The organism is Blautia glucerasea (assembly GCF_020537505.1).
Taxonomy (GTDB): Bacteria; Bacillota; Clostridia; order Lachnospirales; family Lachnospiraceae; genus Blautia_A.
Genome location: NZ_JAJBMO010000004.1, coordinates 95,535 through 118,192, shown reverse-complemented (window position 1 = coordinate 118,192; position 22,658 = coordinate 95,535). Strand labels below are relative to the sequence as shown.

Annotated in this window: 21 protein-coding genes; 19 read left to right on the top strand and 2 right to left on the bottom strand. The window is 39.5% G+C overall.

Annotated elements, in window-relative coordinates; all coding sequences use genetic code 11:
• Positions 1-181 precede the first annotated feature (181 nt).
• The 9 genes from LIQ05_RS04965 to LIQ05_RS19810 all read left to right on the top strand — a co-directional run bounded on the left by LIQ05_RS04965 (position 182) and on the right by LIQ05_RS19810 (position 10,336).
• Positions 182-1,171, top strand: coding sequence for a LacI family DNA-binding transcriptional regulator (locus LIQ05_RS04965; RefSeq protein WP_226819093.1), 990 nt, complete (start codon positions 182-184; stop codon positions 1,169-1,171).
• A 257-nt stretch (positions 1,172-1,428) separates the two neighbouring features.
• Positions 1,429-2,679, top strand: coding sequence for an ABC transporter substrate-binding protein (locus LIQ05_RS04960; RefSeq protein ID WP_226819091.1), 1,251 nt, complete (start codon positions 1,429-1,431; stop codon positions 2,677-2,679).
• 74 nt (positions 2,680-2,753) lie between these two features.
• Positions 2,754-3,659, top strand: coding sequence for a carbohydrate ABC transporter permease (locus tag LIQ05_RS04955; protein ID WP_226819089.1), 906 nt, complete (start codon positions 2,754-2,756; stop codon positions 3,657-3,659).
• Positions 3,652-4,536, top strand: a complete 885-nt coding sequence (locus tag LIQ05_RS04950) for a carbohydrate ABC transporter permease (protein ID WP_226819087.1) — start codon at positions 3,652-3,654, stop codon at positions 4,534-4,536. Before LIQ05_RS04955 ends, LIQ05_RS04950 begins: the two co-directional genes overlap by 8 nt.
• Positions 4,537-4,563: 27 nt before the next feature.
• Positions 4,564-7,035, top strand: a complete 2,472-nt coding sequence (locus tag LIQ05_RS04945) for a GH116 family glycosyl-hydrolase (RefSeq protein ID WP_226819086.1) — start codon at positions 4,564-4,566, stop codon at positions 7,033-7,035.
• A gap of 2 nt (positions 7,036-7,037) precedes the next feature.
• The gene (locus tag LIQ05_RS04940; protein ID WP_226819085.1) at positions 7,038-8,507 is read left to right on the top strand and encodes a glycoside hydrolase family 32 protein; all 1,470 of its coding nucleotides are present in this window, start codon (positions 7,038-7,040) and stop codon (positions 8,505-8,507) included.
• A gap of 68 nt (positions 8,508-8,575) precedes the next feature.
• The gene (locus tag LIQ05_RS04935) at positions 8,576-9,199 is read left to right on the top strand and encodes a sugar O-acetyltransferase (protein WP_226819084.1); all 624 of its coding nucleotides are present in this window, start codon (positions 8,576-8,578) and stop codon (positions 9,197-9,199) included.
• An 89-nt stretch (positions 9,200-9,288) separates the two neighbouring features.
• Positions 9,289-9,990 carry an MATE family efflux transporter gene (locus LIQ05_RS19815; RefSeq protein WP_318289484.1) on the top strand — a complete coding sequence of 234 codons (702 nt, stop codon included), beginning with the start codon at positions 9,289-9,291 and terminating at the stop codon, positions 9,988-9,990.
• Positions 9,872-10,336 carry an MATE family efflux transporter gene (locus LIQ05_RS19810; RefSeq protein ID WP_318289483.1) on the top strand — a complete coding sequence of 155 codons (465 nt, stop codon included), beginning with the start codon at positions 9,872-9,874 and terminating at the stop codon, positions 10,334-10,336. The genes LIQ05_RS19815 and LIQ05_RS19810 overlap by 119 nt, the downstream gene beginning before the upstream one ends.
• 100 nt (positions 10,337-10,436) lie before the next feature.
• Here LIQ05_RS19810 and LIQ05_RS19645 read toward each other — a convergent pair whose 3' ends face one another.
• On the bottom strand, positions 10,437-10,628 hold the full coding sequence (locus tag LIQ05_RS19645; protein WP_264292711.1) for a hypothetical protein: 192 nt from the start codon (positions 10,626-10,628) through the stop codon (positions 10,437-10,439).
• Positions 10,629-10,795: 167 nt separating this feature from the next.
• Positions 10,796-11,170 carry a hypothetical protein gene (locus LIQ05_RS04920; protein WP_226819083.1) on the bottom strand — a complete coding sequence of 125 codons (375 nt, stop codon included), beginning with the start codon at positions 11,168-11,170 and terminating at the stop codon, positions 10,796-10,798.
• Between the two features lie 223 nt (positions 11,171-11,393).
• On the opposite strand from LIQ05_RS04920, the gene LIQ05_RS04915 reads away from it, so the two are divergent.
• From LIQ05_RS04915 to LIQ05_RS04870, 10 genes are all read left to right on the top strand, one after another.
• Complete coding sequence (locus LIQ05_RS04915; RefSeq protein WP_226819082.1) at positions 11,394-12,089, top strand: polyphosphate polymerase domain-containing protein; 696 nt, start codon at positions 11,394-11,396, stop codon at positions 12,087-12,089.
• Between the two features lie 11 nt (positions 12,090-12,100).
• On the top strand, positions 12,101-12,778 hold the full coding sequence (locus LIQ05_RS04910) for a DUF4956 domain-containing protein (protein ID WP_226819081.1): 678 nt from the start codon (positions 12,101-12,103) through the stop codon (positions 12,776-12,778).
• Position 12,779: 1 nt separating this feature from the next.
• A complete protein-coding gene (locus tag LIQ05_RS04905) occupies positions 12,780-14,261 on the top strand; it encodes a CotH kinase family protein (RefSeq protein WP_226819080.1) in 1,482 nt (493 codons plus the stop codon).
• A 3-nt stretch (positions 14,262-14,264) separates the two neighbouring features.
• Entirely contained in the window at positions 14,265-16,439 is a 2,175-nt protein-coding gene (locus tag LIQ05_RS04900) for a hypothetical protein (RefSeq protein ID WP_226819076.1), read from the top strand.
• Positions 16,436-17,527, top strand: coding sequence for a HEAT repeat domain-containing protein (locus LIQ05_RS04895; RefSeq protein WP_226819074.1), 1,092 nt, complete (start codon positions 16,436-16,438; stop codon positions 17,525-17,527). The genes LIQ05_RS04900 and LIQ05_RS04895 overlap by 4 nt, the downstream gene beginning before the upstream one ends.
• A complete protein-coding gene (locus tag LIQ05_RS04890; RefSeq protein ID WP_226819072.1) occupies positions 17,524-18,927 on the top strand; it encodes a glycosyltransferase family 2 protein in 1,404 nt (467 codons plus the stop codon). The genes LIQ05_RS04895 and LIQ05_RS04890 overlap by 4 nt, the downstream gene beginning before the upstream one ends.
• Positions 18,928-19,031: 104 nt before the next feature.
• Positions 19,032-19,214: a hypothetical protein gene (locus LIQ05_RS04885; protein WP_226819070.1), complete on the top strand. Its 183-nt coding sequence runs from the start codon at positions 19,032-19,034 to the stop codon at positions 19,212-19,214.
• Between the two features lie 28 nt (positions 19,215-19,242).
• On the top strand, positions 19,243-19,386 hold the full coding sequence (locus LIQ05_RS20560) for a hypothetical protein (RefSeq protein ID WP_264292710.1): 144 nt from the start codon (positions 19,243-19,245) through the stop codon (positions 19,384-19,386).
• 497 nt (positions 19,387-19,883) lie between these two features.
• Entirely contained in the window at positions 19,884-21,692 is a 1,809-nt protein-coding gene (locus LIQ05_RS04875) for a Na/Pi cotransporter family protein (RefSeq protein ID WP_226819068.1), read from the top strand.
• Positions 21,693-22,240: 548 nt separating this feature from the next.
• The gene (locus LIQ05_RS04870) at positions 22,241-22,654 is read left to right on the top strand and encodes a polymorphic toxin type 15 domain-containing protein (RefSeq protein WP_226819066.1); all 414 of its coding nucleotides are present in this window, start codon (positions 22,241-22,243) and stop codon (positions 22,652-22,654) included.
• Positions 22,655-22,658 lie beyond the last annotated feature (4 nt).

Genomic DNA, 22,658 nt, shown 5'->3' with positions numbered 1-22,658 from the left:
ATTGGAATAAACTGTATAAATTATTACATATAAGAGCTTTTAACACTTTGCTTTTTGTAAAAAATATCTAAAAAAGATTGTAATGTAAAATGGCAAATGATATACTGTTACTACATACAATATGAAATACAACATAATAACAGGAAAAAATAGTTTGTATGAAAGTGAAGGGGGCGATTGTTTGGCTAGTATAAAAGAAGTAGCGCAGAAGGCTGGAGTTGGTGTTGGTACGGTATCGAGAGTTTTAAATTCTACAGGGTATGTATCGGATGAAACACGAATTAAAGTAGAGACCGCAATGAAAGAATTAAATTATATTCCAAATGAACTTGCAAGAAATTTGTTAAGTAAGAAAAGTGGAATTGTTGCAATTATTATTCCCAAAATATCACATCCGTTTTTTGCAGAGGTAGTTTTATATGCAGAAGCAGAACTGATGAAAAAGGGATATAAGACAATGATCTGTAGTACCTACAGTGAGCAGAATTACGAAAAAGAATACATTAATATGTTGAACAGACATATTGTGGATGGAATCATAGCAGGAAGCCACCTGCTGGATTTTGAGGAATATCAAGGTGTGCAGGGACCTATTGTTGCACTGGATCGTTTTTTGGGTGAGAGTATTCCCGTCGTTTCAACAAATCATAAGATCGGTGGAAAATTGGCGGCTGAGGAACTGATTAGAAATAATTGTCGTTGTGTGTTACAGATTCAAGGTGCTCGAGTAGTTGACTCTCCGTCACATGAAAGGCATTATGAGTTTGAGCGATATATGAAAAAACATGGTGTGACTGTTTATTCCCATGAAATGGACTGGAATGATTTTGATTATGGACAGTATGATGTAATGGCAGATATGCTTATGGATAAGTATCCGGATATTGATGGGATTTTTGCAGTGGATATGGTAGCAATTGCATGTATAAGACAGTTATTAAAACGTAAGAAAAAAGTTCCAAGAGATGTAAAGGTAGTAGCTTATGATGGAACTTATGTAGCGAAGGTTGGAGTTATGAACCTGACTGTTGTACAGCAGCCTATTGAGGAGTTAGCGAAACGTGCAGTTAATATTTTGCTTAATATGATACAAGGGAAAAAGTATCATAATAAAAAAGTATTTTATGAGCCTACATTACTTCTGGGAGATACGACAGATGATAAAGAATAATACGTTGAAAAAAAGTGTTACAATTTAATCCGATTGGATTTGTACAAAATAAACAAAAATATAAAAAATGGAACGGATTCCACACAAAACTATTGACAAAAGCAAGGGCAAAGTATATACTCATAACCATAAAGGATGAGCGCACATCTAGGTAACTCGTATCAAATAATGTATTGGAACTAAGGATTTCTGAACGGAAATTCTTTTTAAAACACAAACGTGGAAACCTTTCCACATCAAAGTATGGAGGTTTTAGAATGAGAAAAATGATGAAAAAAGCGATTGCATTAGGTCTTATAGCAACAATGTCTATGTCAGCAGCTACTATTGTTCATGCAGAGGATGAAGTGACTCTTAGAGTATTAAACTGGGGAAATACTGATGAGGAAAACATTGCAAATGATGCCATTGCTCGTTTTAATGAGGAAAATCCAAATGTAAAGGTGGAACAGACTTGTGTACCGGTTGAGTCCTGGTCAGACTTTATTCAGAAATGGATTACCATGTGTACTTCAGGAGAAGCTCCGGATGTAATCAGCCTTGGTCTGGAAGCTGTTAATATGGCTGTAAGTAATGATTTACTGGTACCACTTGATGACATCATTTCAGATGATGAAGAGCTTACGGCTAAGAAAGATCAGTATGCGCCATCTTTACTTGACGGCTTTACTGTAAACGATTCTCTGTATGGTCTCCCGAACGGAACTCAGACAATGGTAGTTTATTATAATAAGCATATGTTCGATGAGGCTGGTTTAGAGTATCCACAGGATGGATGGACATGGGATCAGTTCAGAGAAACTGCTGAGAAGCTTACCAAGGATGGTGTTTACGGATTTTGTTTCCCATGCACTTATTTCCAGCTTACACCGTGGTGGTCAACCAACAATGCAGCATTAGTTGGTGAGGATGGTGAGACACCTACTGTTAACAGTGAAGGTATTGTAGAAGCTGTAGATTTCTTAAATGGTATGTATAAAGATGGTATTTGTCCAGAACCAATCAGCTCAGACGGATATACTATGTTTGCAAATAATCAGGTTGCTATGGTTGGTGCTGGTCGTTGGGTATTAAATACCTGGCAGGATGCAGGATTAACAAATGATGATTTTGATTGTGTTCAGTGGCCGGTAAAAGAAAAAGAAGGTTCTGTATATGGAGGATCTGCATGGTGCATTGGTTCTACAACAGAGCATCAGGATCTTGCAATTGAGTTGTTAAAAGAAATGGTATCTGATGAAACATTAACAGCTGTTGCAGCAGGTGGCCAGCAGGTACCGCCAACAGAAACATTGGCAACATCTACAGATGTTATGGGTACATGTCCTGATAATATTATGGGAATCTGGAAAGCAGTTACAATTGCAGATCCAATTGCAGCTCCAAGCTATTTCGGAAACCTTGAGCAGACTTTCTTACGTGAGCTGGAGGAAGTATTCTCCGGAGCAAAAGAGCCTCAGGCGGCAATGGATGATGCACAGAGCCAGATTGAGAGTGAGATTCAGTAGAAGGTAGAGCCGGGAGGATTTCATCCTCCTGGCAGAATGTAAGACCGTTTTATCCGTAAAGGAGGAAAAAATCGGTGAATAAGAAGAAAAACAGACATAAATGGGATAAAAAAGAGTTAAAAGCAGCGTATCTTTTTACACTTCCATCATTTATTGGCTTTATGTGCTTTGTGCTTATTCCTATTATGTGGGTAATTGTAATTTCGTTTCACAAATACAACGTATTTACAGGTGCCAGTACATTTGTAGGAATGGAAAATTATAAAAAAATATTTGCAGATGTCAGATCCTTAACTGCTCTGAAAAATACTTTGTGGTACACCATATGTTGTTCACTGGGAAATACAGCAATAGGACTTATTCTTGCTGTGCTGGTTGACAACATTCTGCCCAAAAAAATAACTGTATTTTTTAGATCTGTTTATTTCTTTCCGTCATTAGTAGCATTGACGTTTGTAGCAATCATCTGGCAGGCTTTTTTTCAGACGGATGCAGGAGTTATCAATTATTATCTTGGGCAACTTGGAATCGCAAAAATTGGATGGTTGAATGATCAGGCTTATTCTAAACTGTCTGTTTTGATTCTGGATATCTGGAAAAACTCTGGTATGTCAATGCTTTTGATATTAGCAGGACTACAGAATGTTGACCAGGGACTTTTGGAGGCTGCCAGCATTGATGGTGCGAATGTAGTACAGCGCTTTTTCAAGATAATTATTCCGGTAGCATCACCACAGATATTTTTTGTTCTTGTTATGAACGTAACAGGCGCATTGAGAATATATGAATCTATTTATGTATTAACAAACGGAGGACCGGGAGATTCATCAAGAAGCTTGGTTATGTTGATTGCTGAAAAGGGATTTACATCGTTTGATTATGGAACTGCGTCGGCACTATCAATTATGCTTTTGATTCTTATTGGTATTGTAACGGTATTTCAATTTGTAGGAAGCAAGTGGTGGGTACATTATGAATAAGAAAATACATTTATTTGGAAAGACAATAAAAGTAAGCCATATCCTGCTGACTATTATCATGTTTGGCATAGCATTTTTGATGATTGCCCCATTTCTTTGGGTGCTTTCAGCATCATTCAGAACATATAGTGAAGCAATTTCATTACCGCCTAAATGGCTGCCTCCATTTTTTACAGAAATGAGATTAGGATATTTTAAAAAATTATTTTCAAATACTATTCCGTTTTTTGTATTTATGAAGAACAGCTTAAAAATAAGTGTGATTATTACATTTGGCATGAGTCTGCATGGTGCTATTGCAGGATATGCATATGCAAAGTTTGATTTTCCAGGAAAAAATATTATGTTTGCATTGCTGATGGTTGCAATGATGGTTCCGGTTCAGGTTACGATTGTAGCACTGTACAAGATCATGACGATGCTGGGAGTGATTAACACATCCTGGGCAGTTACACTTCCATCAATTTTCGGTGCAAGTTGTCCTGGTCTGGCTGGTGCATTTGGAGTATTTATGATGAGACAGTTCTTTATGGGAGTTCCTAAAGAATTGAATGAAGCAGCTGCAATTGATGGTGCAGGACCGATCAGAACATTTATTTCTATTATGCTGCCAATGGCGAAATCAACATTGGCATCATTAGCAATTATTGTATTTACATATTCTTGGAACGATTATTTTACAACATTTATTATGATCAATGATACGGAGAAACTTACACTTCCAGTCGGAATTTTGTCAATAAAACAGCCGTTTTCAACAGGAGACAATGTAGTATTTGCAGCGGTAGTTCTAGCTATTCTGCCAGTTCTTATTGTATTTCTGATTGGACAGAAATGGATTGTCAAGAGTATGACCCATGTAGGAGTGAAAGGATAATAAATAATATAACAGGAGGCAAATGACATGAACAAAGATTTATTACATTCTAAAGTTGAGCTGTTTGAAACAGGCGGAGAGATTTCTTATCAGGGAGATGCAAACGTGGCAAAATTCCTTCTTGGTGGAATCGGAACAGGAAATATTTCAGTGGGTGCAAGAGGACAGTTATTAGATTGGGAAATTTTTAACTGGCCTGGAAAGGGACAGTTTGTACCATTTTCTTTCTTTGCAATTCGTACAAAGGAAGAAGGAGAAGAACCAGTAAGCAGAATCCTTGAATCAAAAATTAAACCACCATTTTATAAATCACATGGATTTTTGAATGGCGAATTAGCAGGAATTCCAAGATTTGAAAAATCCAAAATGGTCGGAAAGCAGCCATTTGTTTATGTAGATTTGGAAGACAGTAAAGTTCCGGTAAAGGTTCGTATGGAAGCGTATACACCATTTATTCCGCTGGATGCAGACAATTCTGGTATTCCAACTGCAATTATTAAATATAAAGTGTCTAACCCGACAAATAAACCTATTGATGTGTCTGTTGTTGGTACAATGGCGAATGTAGTTGGTTTTGATGGATATGATGTTTTCAATAATGTTAAACTGGTAGATCAGGTTGAAAATGAATATCGTGAAGAAGCTGGATTAAAAGGCTGGTATTATAAAGCAAAAAATCTTACAGAGAAAGATATGAAATTTGGTTCCATGTCAATTGCAACTACAAATGAAAATGGAATCAGCAGAAAGAAATGGCTTCATGGTCAGTGGACTGATAACGCACAGGATTTCTGGGATGATTTTGTTGAAGATGGAAAATTAACAGAAGAAGAGGAAATTGAAGCAAAAGGATGTGACCTTCTTGCCCATTATGACTTCAGCTTCTTAAACCTGAAGGAGAGAATCAGTTCTATCTGCTGTTCTGAAACAATCAAACCAAACGAGGAAAAAGAATTTGAATTTTTAATTTCCTGGTATTTCCCAAATCGTCCTAAGGGATGGATTGAGTATGATGCTGATTTAGAGCGTTACAGAAATGGCGGTTATGACATCATCCGTAACTATTATGCTACTTTATTTAAGGATGCATGGGATGTAAGTAAATATGTAGTAGATAAGAAAGACTATCTTGAAGGAAAATCCAAAGATTTTGAGAATGCATTATTTAATACGTCACTTCCGGCATATGTTATTGATGCAGTTGCCTCAAATATTATGTCAATGAAGAGTCATTGCTGCTTCCGTATTGAAAATGGCAATTTCCTTGGATGGGAAGGTATTCGTGACTACGTTGGATGTGGACAGGGAAATGTTAACCATGTATGGAACTATGCAACTGCTGTTGCAAATCTGTTCCCGGAACTTGAAATTACAATGCGTAATGTAGAGTTTAACGTAGAACTGGATGATGATGGATGCATGCCTTTCCGTGCAAGAAAATGTCTGGGAGAAAGCAGATGGGATATGATTCCAGCCTGCGACGGAGAATTTGGTTCTATTCTCAGAATTTACAGAGAGTGGAAATACACTGGTGATGATGAATTCCTCAAAGGCATCTGGGATAGTATGATGAAGGCACTGGAATTCTCTATTAAAGAGTGGGATACAGATGGAGACGGTGTTCTGGATGGAAAAATGCATGTCACATATGACATTGAGTTCTATGGTCCAAATACAATGACAAACACCATTTATCTGGGTGCTATCAAGGGTGTTGTAGAAATGGCAGAACATCTTGGCAAACAGGATATTGCAGATAAATATCGTGCTTTGTATGAAAAAGCCTCTGTATTAGTTGATGAGAAGCTGTTTAACGGTGAATATTATATTCAGGAACTTGAAGATGTAGATGCATATCGCTATCAGTATGGTATTGGCTGCCTTACAGATCAGCTCCTTGGCCAGTTCATGGCTCAGGCAGCAGGACTTGGCTATGTGCTTCCAAAGGAACATGTAAAGAAAGCTTTGCAGTCTATTTATAAATATAATTTCAAAGAATGCATGGATGATGTTCCTAATGTACAGAGAACATATGCGTTAAACGACGAAGCAGGACTGGTTCTCTGCTCCTGGCCGAAAGGTGGAAGACCGAGATTCCCATTTGCATATTGTGACGAGGTATGGACTGGAGTTGAATACCAGGTTGCTGTAACCATGATTAAAGAAGGTATGATTGAAGAGGCCTTTACAATTATCAAGGCTATCAGAGATCGTTATGACGGTTATAAGAGATGCCCATGGAGTGAGACAGAAGCAGGCCATCATTATATCAGACCAATGTCCAGTTATTCCCTGATTCCAACACTGGCAGGCTATAGCTGTGATATGGTAAATAAGACAATGTCATTTGCACCTGTAATTAATGAAAAGGATTATACAACATTCTGGATCAATGGAAAAGGCTGGGGAACTTATCATCAGACAATTGACGATAAGGGAGAAGTCAAGAAAGAAGTAACCGTATTATACGGAAATATTGATGATGTAAAGGTAGACTAATTATGGAGCAGGCTCTTGAAAGAGCCCTTAAAAGATCGGAAACTGAAGGAAAATGGCGGCAAAGATATCATTTTACGCCGCCGGTTTCCTGGATGAATGATCCTAACGGGCTAATATATTATAAAGGACTTTATCATCTTTTTTACCAGTATAATCCTAAGAGTTGTAAATGGGGTTCTATGCACTGGGGACACGCTGTCAGTGAAGATATGATCCACTGGAAAGATATGCCAATTGCATTAAGACCTGACCAGGAGTATGACTGCCACCTGGAAGGAGGCTGTTTCTCCGGAAGTGCTGTTGAGAAAGATGGTGTTTTATTTCTTTTTTATACAGCAACAACACAAATTGATGGAGTAGTACGTCAGACACAGTGTATTGCGACTTCAAAAGATGGTGTGAATTTTGAAAAATATGAAGGTAATCCAGTAATAAAAGAGCCGCCACAGGGATTTTCCAATGATTTTCGTGATCCGAAGGTGTTTAAGAATCATGGGAAATGGTATATGGTGGTTGGCGGATGCATAGGAAGTGCCATTGCTGATGGAGATGGTCGTATTTGCCTGTATGAATCGGATGATCTTTTTAATTGGAAGTACAAGGGAAATGTTCTGGAATCCAACGGTAAACTGGGAACCATGATGGAATGTCCGGATATGTTTGAATTGAATGGGAAATGGGTAGTCACATGTTCTCCTATGAATCATCCTGACTATAATAAATCTCTTTATTGTGTAGGAACAATGGATTTTGAGAATTGTATTTACACAATTGAAAAAGTGGGAAATATGGATGTTGGGTTTGATTATTATGCTCCGCAGTCTTTTACAGATAAAGATGGAAACAGAATACTGGTTGCATGGCAGAATGGATGGCTGTGGATGCCCTGGTGTACAGACTGGGGTCCAACCAGTCAGGAAAATTGGAGAGGCTGCCTAAGTGTACCGCGTAAAGTACAATTGGATAGTGAAAACAACTTGTGCATGTATCCGGTAAAGGAAGTTGAGTCTCTGGTTTCGCAGACTGTTACCTATACAGATGTGGAAATTGGCGAAAAAGCAATCAAGCTATATGATGATCCAAACAGAAGTAATCGTATAATTTTGAAATTAGATATTACTAAGATTGAATCAAGAAACCTGGAGATTTGTGTCCTTGGAAAAGAATCCAGTTATACTGCAATTCAGATTGATTTTCTGTCTAAGATTATTACTTTGGACAAAAGCCATGGAGACCATTATGAAGGCGGTAGAATGAACTGTCCATTTGAACTGCATAATGGTTGTCTGGAACTTTGTATTCTGGTTGATCACAGTAGTGTTGAACTCTATGTGAATCACGGAGAAAGATGTATAACAACAAATGTATATCCGGAAGAGAATCAAACAGAGTGCTGGATTCAAACTCCGTATAAAAATGCAGTAGTGGATTATGTACAGATAGATTTTCTTACTTCATCATGGGAAGTGTAAGAAGTCTGTAAAGTTATAAGGTACTGGCTTCTTGTTTCATTCGATTAAAATATGTGGGGAATCAAAAAATGGACAACGTTTACAGAAGAGATCATGAAATGCCGTACATTGCCGATGGTGCAGTTACATTACAGCAGGAAGAAACAAAAAAAGCCATCAGGGAGTATAATGAGGCAATGCCTTTTGAATTGGAAAAAGGTATGGAATGTCTGGAGCGTGCAGGAATCAAACATAAGGAAAATGTATATTTTGAGCCGCCGTTTTACTGTGAATACGGAAACCATATTGAAGTCGGAGAGAATTTTTATGCCAATACTCACTGTGTGATGCTGGATGTGGGAAAAATCACTATCGGAAACAACGTATTGTTTGGACCCAATGTAGGCATTTACACAGCTGGACATCCTATCCATCCGGAGAGTCGGAACTCAGCATTTGAGTATGGAATTTCTATCACCATCGGGGATAATGTGTGGATCGGCGGAAGCTGCTGTGTCCTTCCTGGAGTAAAGATTGGAAATAACGTTGTGATTGGTGCAGGAAGCGTGGTTACAAAGGATATTCCAGACAACGTATGTGCAGCTGGAAATCCTTGCCGCGTGATTCGTGAGATCACTGATGCGGACAGGCCATATTATTTTAAAGACCGTAAATTCGATGAGGAAGCATGGACAAAAATAAATGCGAAATAAAAGAGATTCGGTATTTACCAGAAAGCTTATAAGTCTGGTAATGCCCATAGCATTCCAACAGTTTATGCTAGCACTTGTCAGTGCGTCTGATGCTTGGTGTAATTTCTCAGGATTCACTGTCAGCGGTATCTCTGGCAGGACAGGTTACTTTTATTCACAGCCTGCTTCTAGAAGCTATGACTATTGGTCTTTCTCTTATAGCTGCCCAGTACTGGGGCAAGGGAGATATTCCGGCAGTAGAGAGGATATTCGCCTTTGTGACGAAAGTTACAATTGTGATATCACTAATCTTTACTTTATCCGCGCTGCTGCTTCCGGGAATGCTGATGAGGATTTTTACAAATGACCCGGTCTTGATCAGGGGAGGTTCTCTGTATCTTAGGGTGATTGCGGTATCCTATTTGCTTACTGGAATCTCACAGATGTATCTCTGTATTCTGAAAAACAGTGGCAGAGCGGCAAAAAGCAGTATGATCAGTGCAACCAGTGTGGTGATAAATATTTTCATCAATGCAGTGCTGATCTACGGATTATTTGGAATGCCCAGAATGGAGATTGCAGGAGCTGCGTTGGCAACGGTAACGGCTCGCATCATTGAGGTGATGTGGTGCGTGCTGGAAACCAGAGGAAAAGATCGGGTAAAGCTCAGGAGAAAAAAATGGCGGTGGTATCATGGTAGGAAACGAACTGGGGGCTGGAAAACTGGAGAAAGCCAGAGAGTACGGCAGAAGGCTCTGTCATTTGTCTATTTCCAGCGGAATCGTATCCGGACTGATATTTCTGGTATTTAGCCCGCTGATCCTTAAGTTTGCAAATTTAAGTGCCATGTCAGAAAGTTATCTTAAAGGAATGCTGCTGATCTGTGCTTATTATATGATCGGACGTTCGGTAACTGGTGTAACTATCAACGGAATTTTCTGTGTAGGTGGAGATAGTAAATTTGGATTGTATTGTGACTGCATTTCCATGTGGTGCGTTATGGTTCCGTTGGGGCTGATTGCTGCATTTGTACTGAAACTTCCGGTGCTTGCGGTTTACTTTATCATCAGTCTGGATGAATTTGTAAAGATCCCGGCTGTGTACCTGAATTATAAGAAATACAGATGGGTGAAAGATCTGACAGTGAAAAGTGAATAAATGTATAAACAGCAGAGCGGTATATTCTGAGATTACAGGTAATATACTGCTCTGTCGTTTTATATACGGCTTTAGCCTGTCCTCCGTGATTTTCCTTATTTTATGCGAGTGAATCCGATTTTGTGGTTTCAAGCCGATACTTTATTTTGATAAATTCTTCGCTTATGCCAATACCTGTAATGATATATATATCTTCTTTTGCAAATTCCTCAATGATTCGTTCATTGTTGATTGCCCTCATAGAACTTGAAACAATTGCATCTATTTTGCTGGATTGTAAAGCTTCTTCCATATCAGGAATCATATCGAAATAAACTGGCGTATATGAGAAATTCTTTTTTAGGGCAAAGTCAGCGAAAACAGTATTCCGGAGGTTTCCGTTTAGTAAACCAACACGTATGCTATTGTAGGTCGTATAGTCCTGTACGGCAAAGGATGTATTGTCGTTGCGGACAATTATTATACATTCGTTGCTTCCAATCGGTCTGGAAAAATCAAATTTTTTTCCAAATCGGGGGTTTTATGTGTGGAAGTACCTATATCAATTTCGTTGTCTTCAAGCATCTTTTGCATATTACCACAGCTCTTGTCGTAGCCAATGTATTCAAACCGAACATTCCAGTAGCGTGCCATAAGACGTAAGGTATCATATCCATAGCCGCTTCGTTTTCCGATTTCATCCTGCATATGGTATCCGTCCATCTCAAAGAAGCCCACGCGTATGTTTTCACGCTGTGAAATGGCTTCGGTGGCATAGGTCGATTGTGGATACAGTACGATCACATAGATAAATGTTAATAATATTGCAAGATATTTTTGGCAGTTTGATATCATACAACATCCCCATTTCATAAGGAATCCCCATTTCCATTATGAATTTTATATATTTATTTATAAAATATCATATATCTTTTGGTATATATTGTCAATAAATGTTGATTTTATCGAGAGTTCATTGTATACTAAAAAGTTTTATTCTATATATGGACAAAAAAATTTTATAGATGTATACTACCGTAGTATTTACTAAAAAGCAAAAGCAGGAGGAAATAATACTGTGCGCGATGTACTGCGGGAAGAAAAGAAATTTCTACTTAATCAGGCAGAAGCATTAAAACTTCGGAATTATTTGTCAAATGTGGTTCATACTGACTCACATAATGGACCGGATGGTTATCAGGTACGTTCTTTGTATTTTGATTCTTTGTCAAATCGGGATTTTCAGGAAAAGGAAGATGGTCTGGAGTTAAGAAGGAAGTTTCGTTTGCGGGTATATAGTCCTGATGCGGATTTTGCACTGTTTGAAATGAAGCAGAAGCAGGGACCTTATCAGCGGAAGCGATCATTAAGATTATCCAGAAGGGAAGCGCAGGCTCTCATTGAGGGTGATTATTCTGTACTTTTAAACAGTGGCAGTGAGTTTGGACAGGAATGTTATTCAATTATGGAAATGTGGGCATACCGTCCTAAAACAGTTGTAGAATATGACAGATTTGCATTTATCGCGCCGGAAAATTCTATTCGAATAACTTTTGATTCCGGAATACGGGCTAATGAAGTAAATTTCAATATGTTTGATAGAAATCTGGTGTTAAACAGTGTAATGTCTCCTTTTGCTGTAGTGTTGGAAGTAAAATATAACGGTTTTTTGTTAAGCTATATCAAGCATATGCTTCTGCCCGTTCAGAAAAGCGAGCTTTCCGTGAGCAAATACTGTATGGCAAGACAAATTGGCTGTGACTACAGATTTTAGGAGGAAAGGAAATGAAAGAGACGATTTATAACCTGCTTACCCAGCAGGGGGATATGACCTGGCAGCAAATTACAATGCATATTCTGGTAAGTGCTGTCATTGGTCTGTTTATTTTTATTTCATATGTGATCTCACATAAGGGAACGATTTACAGCAAAAAATTTGGAGTAACACTAATCGTTCTGACGGTTATGACAGGAACAGTTATGACTGTCATAGGAAACAATATTGCATTGTCGCTTGGTATGGTCGGTGCATTATCTATCGTGCGTTTTCGAACGGCAATAAAAGATTCCAGAGATACTGTATATATTTTCTGGACGATCATTGTGGGAATATGTTGTGGAGTTGGAGATTATCTGGTTGCTGCAGTAGGCAGTTCTGCTATTTTTCTTATCTTTCTTATCATGGGAGCAATCCGCAGTGATAACCGTATGCTTTTGATCATCCGTGCAAAAAGAAGCTGCTGTGAAAATATAGAATCCCAGGTCTTTCGTTATTTTGGGACTGGTGCCGTTCTTCGGGTAAAAAATACGACAGAGGAGAATGCTGAGTACATTTATGAATTATCCAGAAAAATACTGGAAAAAGTTCAGAAACAGCATCCGGCTTTAACAGATGATTTCTATAACCTTGGACAAATCGAAAGTGTTAATATTGTAGCTCAAAGCGATGAGATTTATAACTGATATGAAATATAAAATAATAGGATTTACATGCTGCTTTGCGGTTATCCTGATTGCTGTTTTTGCGCCACTGTTTTATCGGGACTATCGAAAAACAGAGAGAATTCACCAGCATGAACAGGAAATTCCCCAGGAACCATGTACGGATCCTGCGGATGGCGGTCTGTGTACATATCTTCCGATTGTCAAAATTGATACAGATGGGGTGGTAATCCCGGGAAGACCCATTAAGGATGATGGAAACAACCGCATTTATACACGTGCTGCTGATGGGGAAACTACAATTGCTGCTCAGATGGATATAATCGGAAATGACAGCAAAGAGTACCATCATGCAAATGAAACGGCAGATGTATCTTCTGCAATCCGCATACGAATGAGAGGTAATTCCTCAAGAGAGTTTGATAAGCCAAGCTATGCCATCAGACTTGTAGATAAAAAAGGGGAAAACAATCCGCTTTCCATTATGGGAATGGATGCGCACCATGAATGGGTATTATACGGTCCCTGGCTCGATAAAACAGCCATACGAAATTATATGTTTTACAATCTTGCCGGAGAAATGATGTCTTATGCGCCAAATGTAAGATTCTGCGAAGTAATTCTTAATGGTGAATATGAAGGTCTATATGTAATGACTGAAATGATAACCGGCGGAAAAGATGGCACCAGGCTGGGACTTCGTGTAAATGCCAAGCGCAGCACATTTTCCGGATACCTGCTTCGCCTGGATCATCAGCATGCGGGCGAAGAAGCTTTAAACAGCTTTACAACGTATACCTACAAAACCCCCTTCCTGCTGCAGATAGAATATCCCGGAAGCAGGAACAGGGATGCCAGACTGACAGAAGAAATCCGGCAGGATTTTTCAAATTTTGAAAAAACTCTGTATTCATATGATTATGACAGGGAAAAACATGGCTACACTTCTATGATAGATGTAGACAGCTTTGTAGATTACTTTATAATCAATGAGCTTTCCAGTAATGCAGATGCCGGAAACTATTCCACTTATATTTATAAGGGAACAGATAATCTGTATCGTATGTGTGTATGGGATTTTAATAATGCCTGCAATAACTATTTCGAGGAGGAACTTCCTTATACAGGATTTTTCCTGAACAACCGATTATGGTTTGAAATGCTTATCAAAGATGAGGATTTTACTGAACGGATCATCCAGCGATATCATTCCCTGCGAAAAGGTCTGTTAAGTGAGGAATCACTTTATCGTTATATCGATGAAACCCTTGATTTTATCGCACCAGCTCTTGCAAGAAACGATGCACGATGGGGAAGTGTGGAACAGCAGGCAAAGGGACTTCTGGTTCCGGTATCGAGAAATTTGGACAGCAGATCTGCCGCTGAAGGACAGTTAAAAGGTTACTTGCGAAACAGAGGAAAATGGCTGGATGAAAACATTGAGACTCTGCGTCAGTATTCAGCATCCTCCCGTGTAAAGCAGTATAATGAGGTTAATGATTAAAATATGAAACGATTTATTATCAGCATATCTGCCATCATTCTGCTTCTATTTATTGGATTTATAGCTGTGTTTTATGGCGGATTTTATATGGACTCAGACCGGGATAATCATATAAACACATTTGTCCGGACTGAGAATAAAGAGATACTTATAAAGGACAAAGATAAGTGGAAACCATTTGAAGTCAGGGGAATCGATATGGGAAGCGGTATTCCTGGTGAATGGTCTACAGATTATGCGATCACCAAAGAAACCTATCTGCACTGGTTTCAGCTGATCCAGGAAGCAGGAGCAAATACGCTGAGAGTCTATTCTGTCCAGAATCCGTCTTTTTATAAAGCGTTCTATGAATACAATTCCCAACATGAGGAGCCGTTATATTTACTTCAGGGAATCTGGGTAAATGATTATATACAGAACTCCCGAGTGGATGCATATGCCGACTCCTTTGCAGGAAAGCTTCTGGATAATTGCCTGGTCACTGTAGATGTGATCCATGGAAAACGACTTATCATCAATAATGATGCAGATACAAGTACAGGACTTTATTTACACGATGTCTCGAAATGGGTGCTGGGATATATTATCGGAAATGGATGGGAAGATACAACAGTTGCATATACAGATGAGAAATATCCGGATATGGAACCTTATAAAGGAACCTATCTTACTGCTTCAAAAGATGCCTCTGCCTTTGAATCCCTGCTTGCAGAAACAGGTGACAGGATGCTACATTATGAATCAACAAGATATGATGAGCAGCGTCTGATCTCCTTTTCCAGTGGAAATGCAACAGATCCCTTTGATTATCCTAAAGAGATTGCAGAATATTTCCGAAAATGTGCCCGGATCGACACAGAACATATAACTGCAACTGATAAATTTATATCAGGTCAGTTTGCCAGCTACAGTGCATCTCCATATGATCAGGATTACTTTTCCTGTATGGAATACACAACATGGAACAGCTTGTCTGATAAAAAGATTGACTTTAGTGACTGTATCACTCCTGACGGAAAACGGAATACTTATCGGGCATATTTAAGACTTTTAAACGAACATCATACAATGCCGGTTTTGGCTGTTGAATTTGGTGCAGCCACAGGACGAGGTGAGATTCAGGAGAATCAGGTGACCAGCAGAGGACTTGGATACTATTCTGAAAAAGAACAGGGAAGGATTCTGGTAGATTGTTATGAAGACATTATGGCTGCCGGACTTTCCGGAGGCTGTGTCTATTCCTGGCAGGATGAATGGTTCAAGCATACCTGGAATACCATGTATGCTGTAGATTTAAGCCGTAATATTTACTGGGAAGATGCTCAGACAAATGACCAGCATTTTGGTTTGCTGGCATTTGACTGTGGGGAAAAAGAAAGTGTTTGTTACGTGGACGGGGATACTTCCGAATGGACGGAAAAAGAAATGGAGATCCAATATGAAGACGGCTCTTTCATCAGTGTGAAGTATGATGCCTCCGGTGTTTATTTATATCTCCATAAAAAGGACTTTGATCTGGAAAATGACACGCTGTATGTTCCGGTTGATACTACCCAAAAAACAGGCAGTACCCGTATGGAAAATTGTACAGCAGAATTTGAAAGACCTGCAGATTTTGTACTGATCTTAAATGGAAAAGATAATACTCGTCTGTTGGTTCAGGATCGGTATAATCCCATTCATGCCAATTATGAGGAAGATATTACAGGAAAAGATCCTTATATTGATCCACCAGCCAGGGACAGCGCTGTATTCGAAAATATCAGCATGGTATTACGGGATGTTATTGGTCAGTATCAGGATGCTGCCACACCGTTAAAAACCTTTGAAAGTGGAAAGCTGTATTATGGTAATGGAAATCCATCTGCATCTGATTATGATTCTAGGGCAGATTTTATCTGTAACGGAGATGATGTGGAAATTAGAATCCCATGGCAGCTGCTGAATTTTTCTGATCCGTCCCGAATGCAGATCCATGATGATTATTATGACGGAAATTATGGCATTGAAGCAGTGGGAATCAAAGAGATGTTTATAGGTTTTGGCAGAGAAGGAAATACAATCGAGATGGGATGCCTTAAACTGAAAGGATGGGAGAATACAGTATCCTACCATGAAAGATTAAAAGAAGCATACCAGGTTCTGAAGACATACTGGACAGGAAAGGAATACGAATGATAGCACAGCTTGTGATTGTTTTTTATTTTATTGTCTGTGTGGGGATTATCATGTTTAACTGCTTTACAGAGGTAATTTCAAGATATCGTTCCTGTGTTCTGAAAAGGAGGGAACAACGATATTGCGAAGAATACAGAGAGTTGTTTTTAGAAAATATAACGGAAAATAAAAAGCAGGAAAAAAGGCTGGTTAAAGAGCTTCATTCAACCAGTAGACTTCTGACGTTCAGTGAAGCATTATATAAAGTTGAAAACAGTATGCCGGAACAATTCCAGCAGGGAATAGCATCTGTAAGTCGGCTGATGGAAGAACTGATACCGGTTTATAAAAGAAAATCGGATATGGAAAAGGCCTGCCTGGCTTATGTATTTGCCATATTTCATATGACGAAATTCCAGGCTAAGGAAATTGTTTTCCCATTTCTTTTTGACCTGCTTGGAAATAAAAGTCTCTATTGCAGGGAGAATGCTTTGCGGGCATTATACAGTTCAGAAGATATACACGCGGTTATGCAGGCATTGACATTTCTGGATGCAAATGAGCAGCTGCTTCCGCATGAAAAAATACTTACAGATGGACTTCTTTCCTTCGATAAAAAAGAAGAACTGATACCACTCCTTTGGAAAAAATTGAGTGAATTTCATCCAAGGATGCAGGTAAACTTGTTGGATTATATTCGATATGCATCGTCAAACTGGAAGGATGAAATGCTGTCTATGTTGGAAACAAGCCAGGATATGGAAATTCAAATCGCATGTGTCCGCTATTTTGGCAGATATCAGGATGAAAGAAGTGTTTCTTTTCTGCTTCATCACGCCGAAGAAGAAAAGGAAGGGTTCTGGGAATTGCAGAATGCCTGTATTTCTGCTCTTGCTGTGTATCCCGGACCGCAGACACTGGAAATCTTGAAAAAAGAGACTTCCAGTAAAAACTGGTATGTCCGTCATAATGCTGCAAAAAGCCTTGCAGTTCTGAATACAGATAGGGAGGCATTAGCTGATATTTTACAGGGAAATGACCGCTACGCAAAAGAAATGTTAGAGTACCAGCTGGATGCAGTAAAAGCACAAAGGAGGGAGGGTTTATGACCGATGCATTTCGTTTTTTTCTGGAATGTATCAATCTGTTTTTTATTATATACCTGATTGGATATTCCAGCTTTTTGTTTTTGTCGGTTGTAGCAGGCGCAATTGAGCTGTACAGATCATACCGCCTTGAACAGCTGCACAATAAACTGTGGCAAAGCTATTACATACCGGTTTCCATTCTTGTTCCGGCTTATAACGAAGAGGTTACGGTGAAGGATACAGTCACTTCACTTCTCAACCTGGATTATAAATTATATGAAATTATAGTAATAGATGATGGTTCTAAAGACAAAACATCTCAGGTTCTGATTGATGCATTTCATATGGAGCGAGTGGAACGCCCGATCCGTCATCTGATCCAATGCCAGCCTGAGGAAGAGATTTATGAATGCCCGAACCAGAAAGTGCCCATTACTTTGATCCGCAAGAAGAATGGTGGAAAAGCAGACAGCTTAAATGCCGGAATCAATGCAGCCAGGTATCCTTGGTTTATCTGTATGGATGCGGACTCTATTTTACAGCATGATTCGCTGGAGAAAATCGTTCGCCCGGTTCTGGAGGACGAAAATGTAATAGCCGTTGGTGGAAGTGTCCGCCCAGCCAATGGTGTCGTCATAAAAAAAGGTCATGTGATAAAATACAGGCTGCCCAGAAATATAATAGCAAGAATGCAATCCCTGGAATATGACCGTTCTTTTCTGGCAGCACGTATCCTGTTGGATAAAATCAATGCAAACATGATCATATCCGGAGCTTTTGGATTATTTGAGAAAAAAACAGTGATTGCCGTAGGCGGATATGACAGCAGTACAATGGGCGAGGATATGGAACTGGTAGTCAGACTTCATGAATTCAGCCGCATGAATCGTAAGCCATATAAGATTGATTTTGCACAGGATGCCATCTGCTGGTCGCAAACTCCGGAAAAATTAAGTGAATTGTGCAAGCAGCGGAAAAGATGGCAGAGAGGATTGTTCCAGTGTATGTGGGGACACCGTAAAATGCTGGCAAACCCACGGTACGGAGCTGTAGGACTTTTATCCTATCTTTATTTTCTGCTTTACGAATTATTGTCACCATTTATCGAACTTTTGGGTGTACTTACAATGGTTTTATCTGTGAGGATGGATATGCTGAATGTGAAATTTATGCTGGTATTTCTTGCCTGCTATGCCCTGTATGGTATTTTACTCACATTAACTGCATATTTTTCAAGAATCTATACCATTGACCAGAGGCTTTCTTTTCGAGAACTGATCCGGGCTATTACTGCTTGTTTTTTTGAAACAACTTTTCTCCGCTTTTATCTGGCATTTGTCCGTGTGACTGCATTTGTGGGATACAAGAAGAACAAACTGAGCTGGGGTAAACTGGAAAGAAAGAAAATGAACAGAATATAGTTTTATTACTATGTCAATTTATCTAGTGTGACGACAAGCTGATTTCTAACGCAAAATGTGTTATCATAAATTATCCAAATTCATTTATCAAAAAGGAGTTTTTTATGGGACGTCATACGCAATATATAGTTTCTCTTAGTCAGGAAGAGAAAAACAAGCTGCAGGCAATGAGAAAAGATAACAAACTTTCAGCACGTGTTTCCAAACGTGTCCTGATTCTTCTGGCTCTGGATGATAAGAAAAATTCCAATCTGAATCATAGACAGATTAATTGTTTCTGCTGGTGATACATTAGTCTTTGATTCGGTATCTCGTATGAGTCGTACTGTACAGGAAGGGTACGGAATGTATGAAGAATTATATAAGCGTGGAGTGGCAATGGTATTTTTTAAAGAGCCGCATATAAATACCAGTACCTATCAACAGGCAATGGAAAATTGGTCCTATGTCAAGATTTAGTACAAGTTAAAATGAGAAATTTCTCCTCATTTTAACCTGCCAGAAGCTCAGCCTCAGTGTTCGTTCTTTCATACACTTTATGGCATATGATTGGGGGATTCCTTTTTATATTTGAAGGAATACAACGAAATTGTAGCTGGAAATAAGGTTGAGAAAGGGTTTGGGCCTTCTTACGAATTCTTTCCCAATATGTCGCATTGTAAAACTACTAAACATGAACAAATAAATAAGAAAAGTGACAGTTATCGGACAGTATCTTTTTTACAGCATTTTAAGGAGTAAAATTTCGTCAGATTATACATAAAAGTGGAATTTTTGCACCACAAAAAATTACGATTAGAAATTAATCCAATATTGTAATCGGCCTATGATTATGGCATAATAATTAAGGATATGTAAAAATTGAGAAAAATCCACGTTAACAAAAGAAAATACTTTGAGAAGAAAGGTCGTCCCTGCAGAATTGGCAGAGGGAAACGACGACAGAGGATTAAAACATGGCAATTTTTTCAATGGTTTTATCTTTGCTGTGCGGAGTATCATTTTTCCTGTTTGGAATGTCTCTTATGGGAGACGGACTGAAGTCCGTTGCCGGAAATAAGCTGGAAGCATTCCTTTACAAAATGACCAATACCCCGCTGAAAGGTGTAGCACTTGGAACAGGTGTTACCAGTGTAATTCAGTCATCATCCGCCACTACCGTTATGGTGATCGGTTTTGTTAACTCCGGTATGATGAAGCTGAAACAGGCAATTGGTATTATCATGGGTGCAAATATCGGAACCAGTATTACAGGATGGATCTTGTGTCTGTCTTATATCCAGGGCTCCGGTGGAATTGCAAGTATTCTTTCTACAGCCACTATTTCAGCAGCAGTTGCTGTGGTCGGTATTGTGCTCCGTATGATCTGTAAGAGATCCGCACACAGAAATATCGGAAACATCATGCTGGGTTTTGCCATTTTGATGAATGGTATGCAGATGATGAGTGGAGCTGTTTCCCCTCTTCGTGAGAGCCCGGTATTTATTGATATGCTGACAATGTTCTCCAATCCTATTGCAGGTATTCTGGTTGGTATTGCATTTACGGCAGTGCTTCAGAGTGCATCCGCTACAGTTGGTGTGCTGCAGGCCCTTTCTGTAACCGGAATCCTTACCTTTGCCAGTGCATTTCCAATCGTTCTTGGTATCGGTGTTGGTGCTGCCTGTCCAGTCCTGATCTCTGCAGTTGGAGCAAATAAGAACGGTAAGAGAACAGCTCTTATATATCTGCTGAATGACTTATTTGGTCTGATTCTTTGGTCCATTATATTCTATACCGTAAATGCCATTGTGCATTTTGGATTTATGGATATGATTATGACTCCGGTATCCATTGCGTTTCTGAATACCATTTTCCGTGTGGCTACTGTAGTAGTTCTTTTCCCATTTATTCCGAAGCTGGAGAAGCTTGTATGCTATCTGGTCAAGGACAGCGCGGAAGAACTGGAGGACGAGGCAGACTTCGATCTTCTGGAAGAGCGTCTTCTGAACTATCCTGCGCTTGCAATCGGACAGTGCCATCGTGCTATGAATGGTATGGCAAAGAAGCTTCGTAAGAATGTAAACAGAGCCATGAACCTTCTGAATGATTATCAGCAGGACAAATATGACAAGGTGCAGCGCAAAGAAGACCTGATCGACAAGTACGAGAGCCGTCTTGGAGAGTATCTGATCCAGCTCACCAAACGTGAGATGAATACAGCCCAGACACGCCAGACATCCCTTTATCTGCACACCATCAATGACTTTGAGCGAATTGGTGATCACGCTTCCTACATTGCACATATGTCCAATGAAATGCATGATAACCACACAACCTTCTCCCAGACAGCATGGGATGAGCTGAACGTAGTTATGGATGCAGTCCGTGAGGAGATTAATGTGACCTGTAATGCATTTATGAACGATGACAAAGAAGCCGCACAGCGCGTGGCACCTCTTGGCGTTGTGATCACAAGACTTTGTGATGAGTTGAAAATGCGCCATGCAGAGCGTCTTAGCCAGGGTAAATGTGGCCTGGAAGAGGGAACCGTATTCAGTGATATCCTGAACAGCTTCGGACGTATTGCTTCCCACTGTGCAAGTGCCATGACAGCACTGATGAAGAGTGGGGAAGAGACCACTGATATCCATATTCATAACTCCAGGATTTATCCTACCGACAGCCTGGAGTATTATACCTATTTTAAGGAATACAGACAGAAGTATGATATTGGCACAGAAGTAGAGCATAAGCTGAGTATGGAGCCAGAAGAAGTAGAATAACTTAGAGCCAAACAAACCTCACCGCACCAACGGCAAATAATACGCAATAAAAACACCGTCAGATGAAAATTCCCAAATAAAGCAGGGAGTATCATCTGACGGTGTTTTGCTATTTTGTGGGTTGAAAAGTTCGTCGAAGAGTGACGCATTCGGACAATGGGGATTACTCACTCACCGGCGCAACGCTACGATGAACTAATCGCTAACTGCGACTAAGGAGTTCCGGAGAGCCGTCACTCCTAAGTCTTCGTAAGCGCTGGATTTCATCTACGCTAAGAACGCGCCTGAAATGGTTCGCTGGAGTAATCCCAATTGTGAAATCGCGTACGGGGTAACGACCAACCCACAAAATAACAATAAGAACAAAATGCTCTAACAAGACATAAAAATATTATGATGTTCAAAATCTTTTCCGTAAAACCGTGTTTTACCAAAGATTGATACGTATATATGTATGATTTTATCTCTTGGGAGATTGAGCTGCCGTTACATTACGGAAAGATGCTCGGTGATAGTCGCTGCAGCCTCTTTTCTGGCACGCTTGGCATTTGTATTTTCAGCAAGCGTTTGTTATTTTTAATCTGGATGGATGTCCGGTTGGAAAAAAACACCGTGAGTCAAAAAAAATTAAAAAACAGTATAAGAAAGATGTGCGGGAAGCAGAGCAGAAAGCTGGAAAAGCGGCAAAAGATTATGAAAAAGAAGTGGCCGCAGTAAGGACTACCGATGCATATCTGCAGGCGGAAAGAGAGCTGGAAGCAGCCAAAGCAAGATTGAAAGAAGCCCAGAAGCAGGAAGACTGGATGGGAAAGCATCATGTTGGAATCGCGATAAGCTGGCATTCCCAGTGGTATGAATATCTTACAAAACTTTATGAAGTTCCCAAAATGCCAACTGCAGAAGAAAGAAAAAAATTCCGGGTAATTTATGTGAAACCAGTGGACTATGATTATGATGAATGAAGTA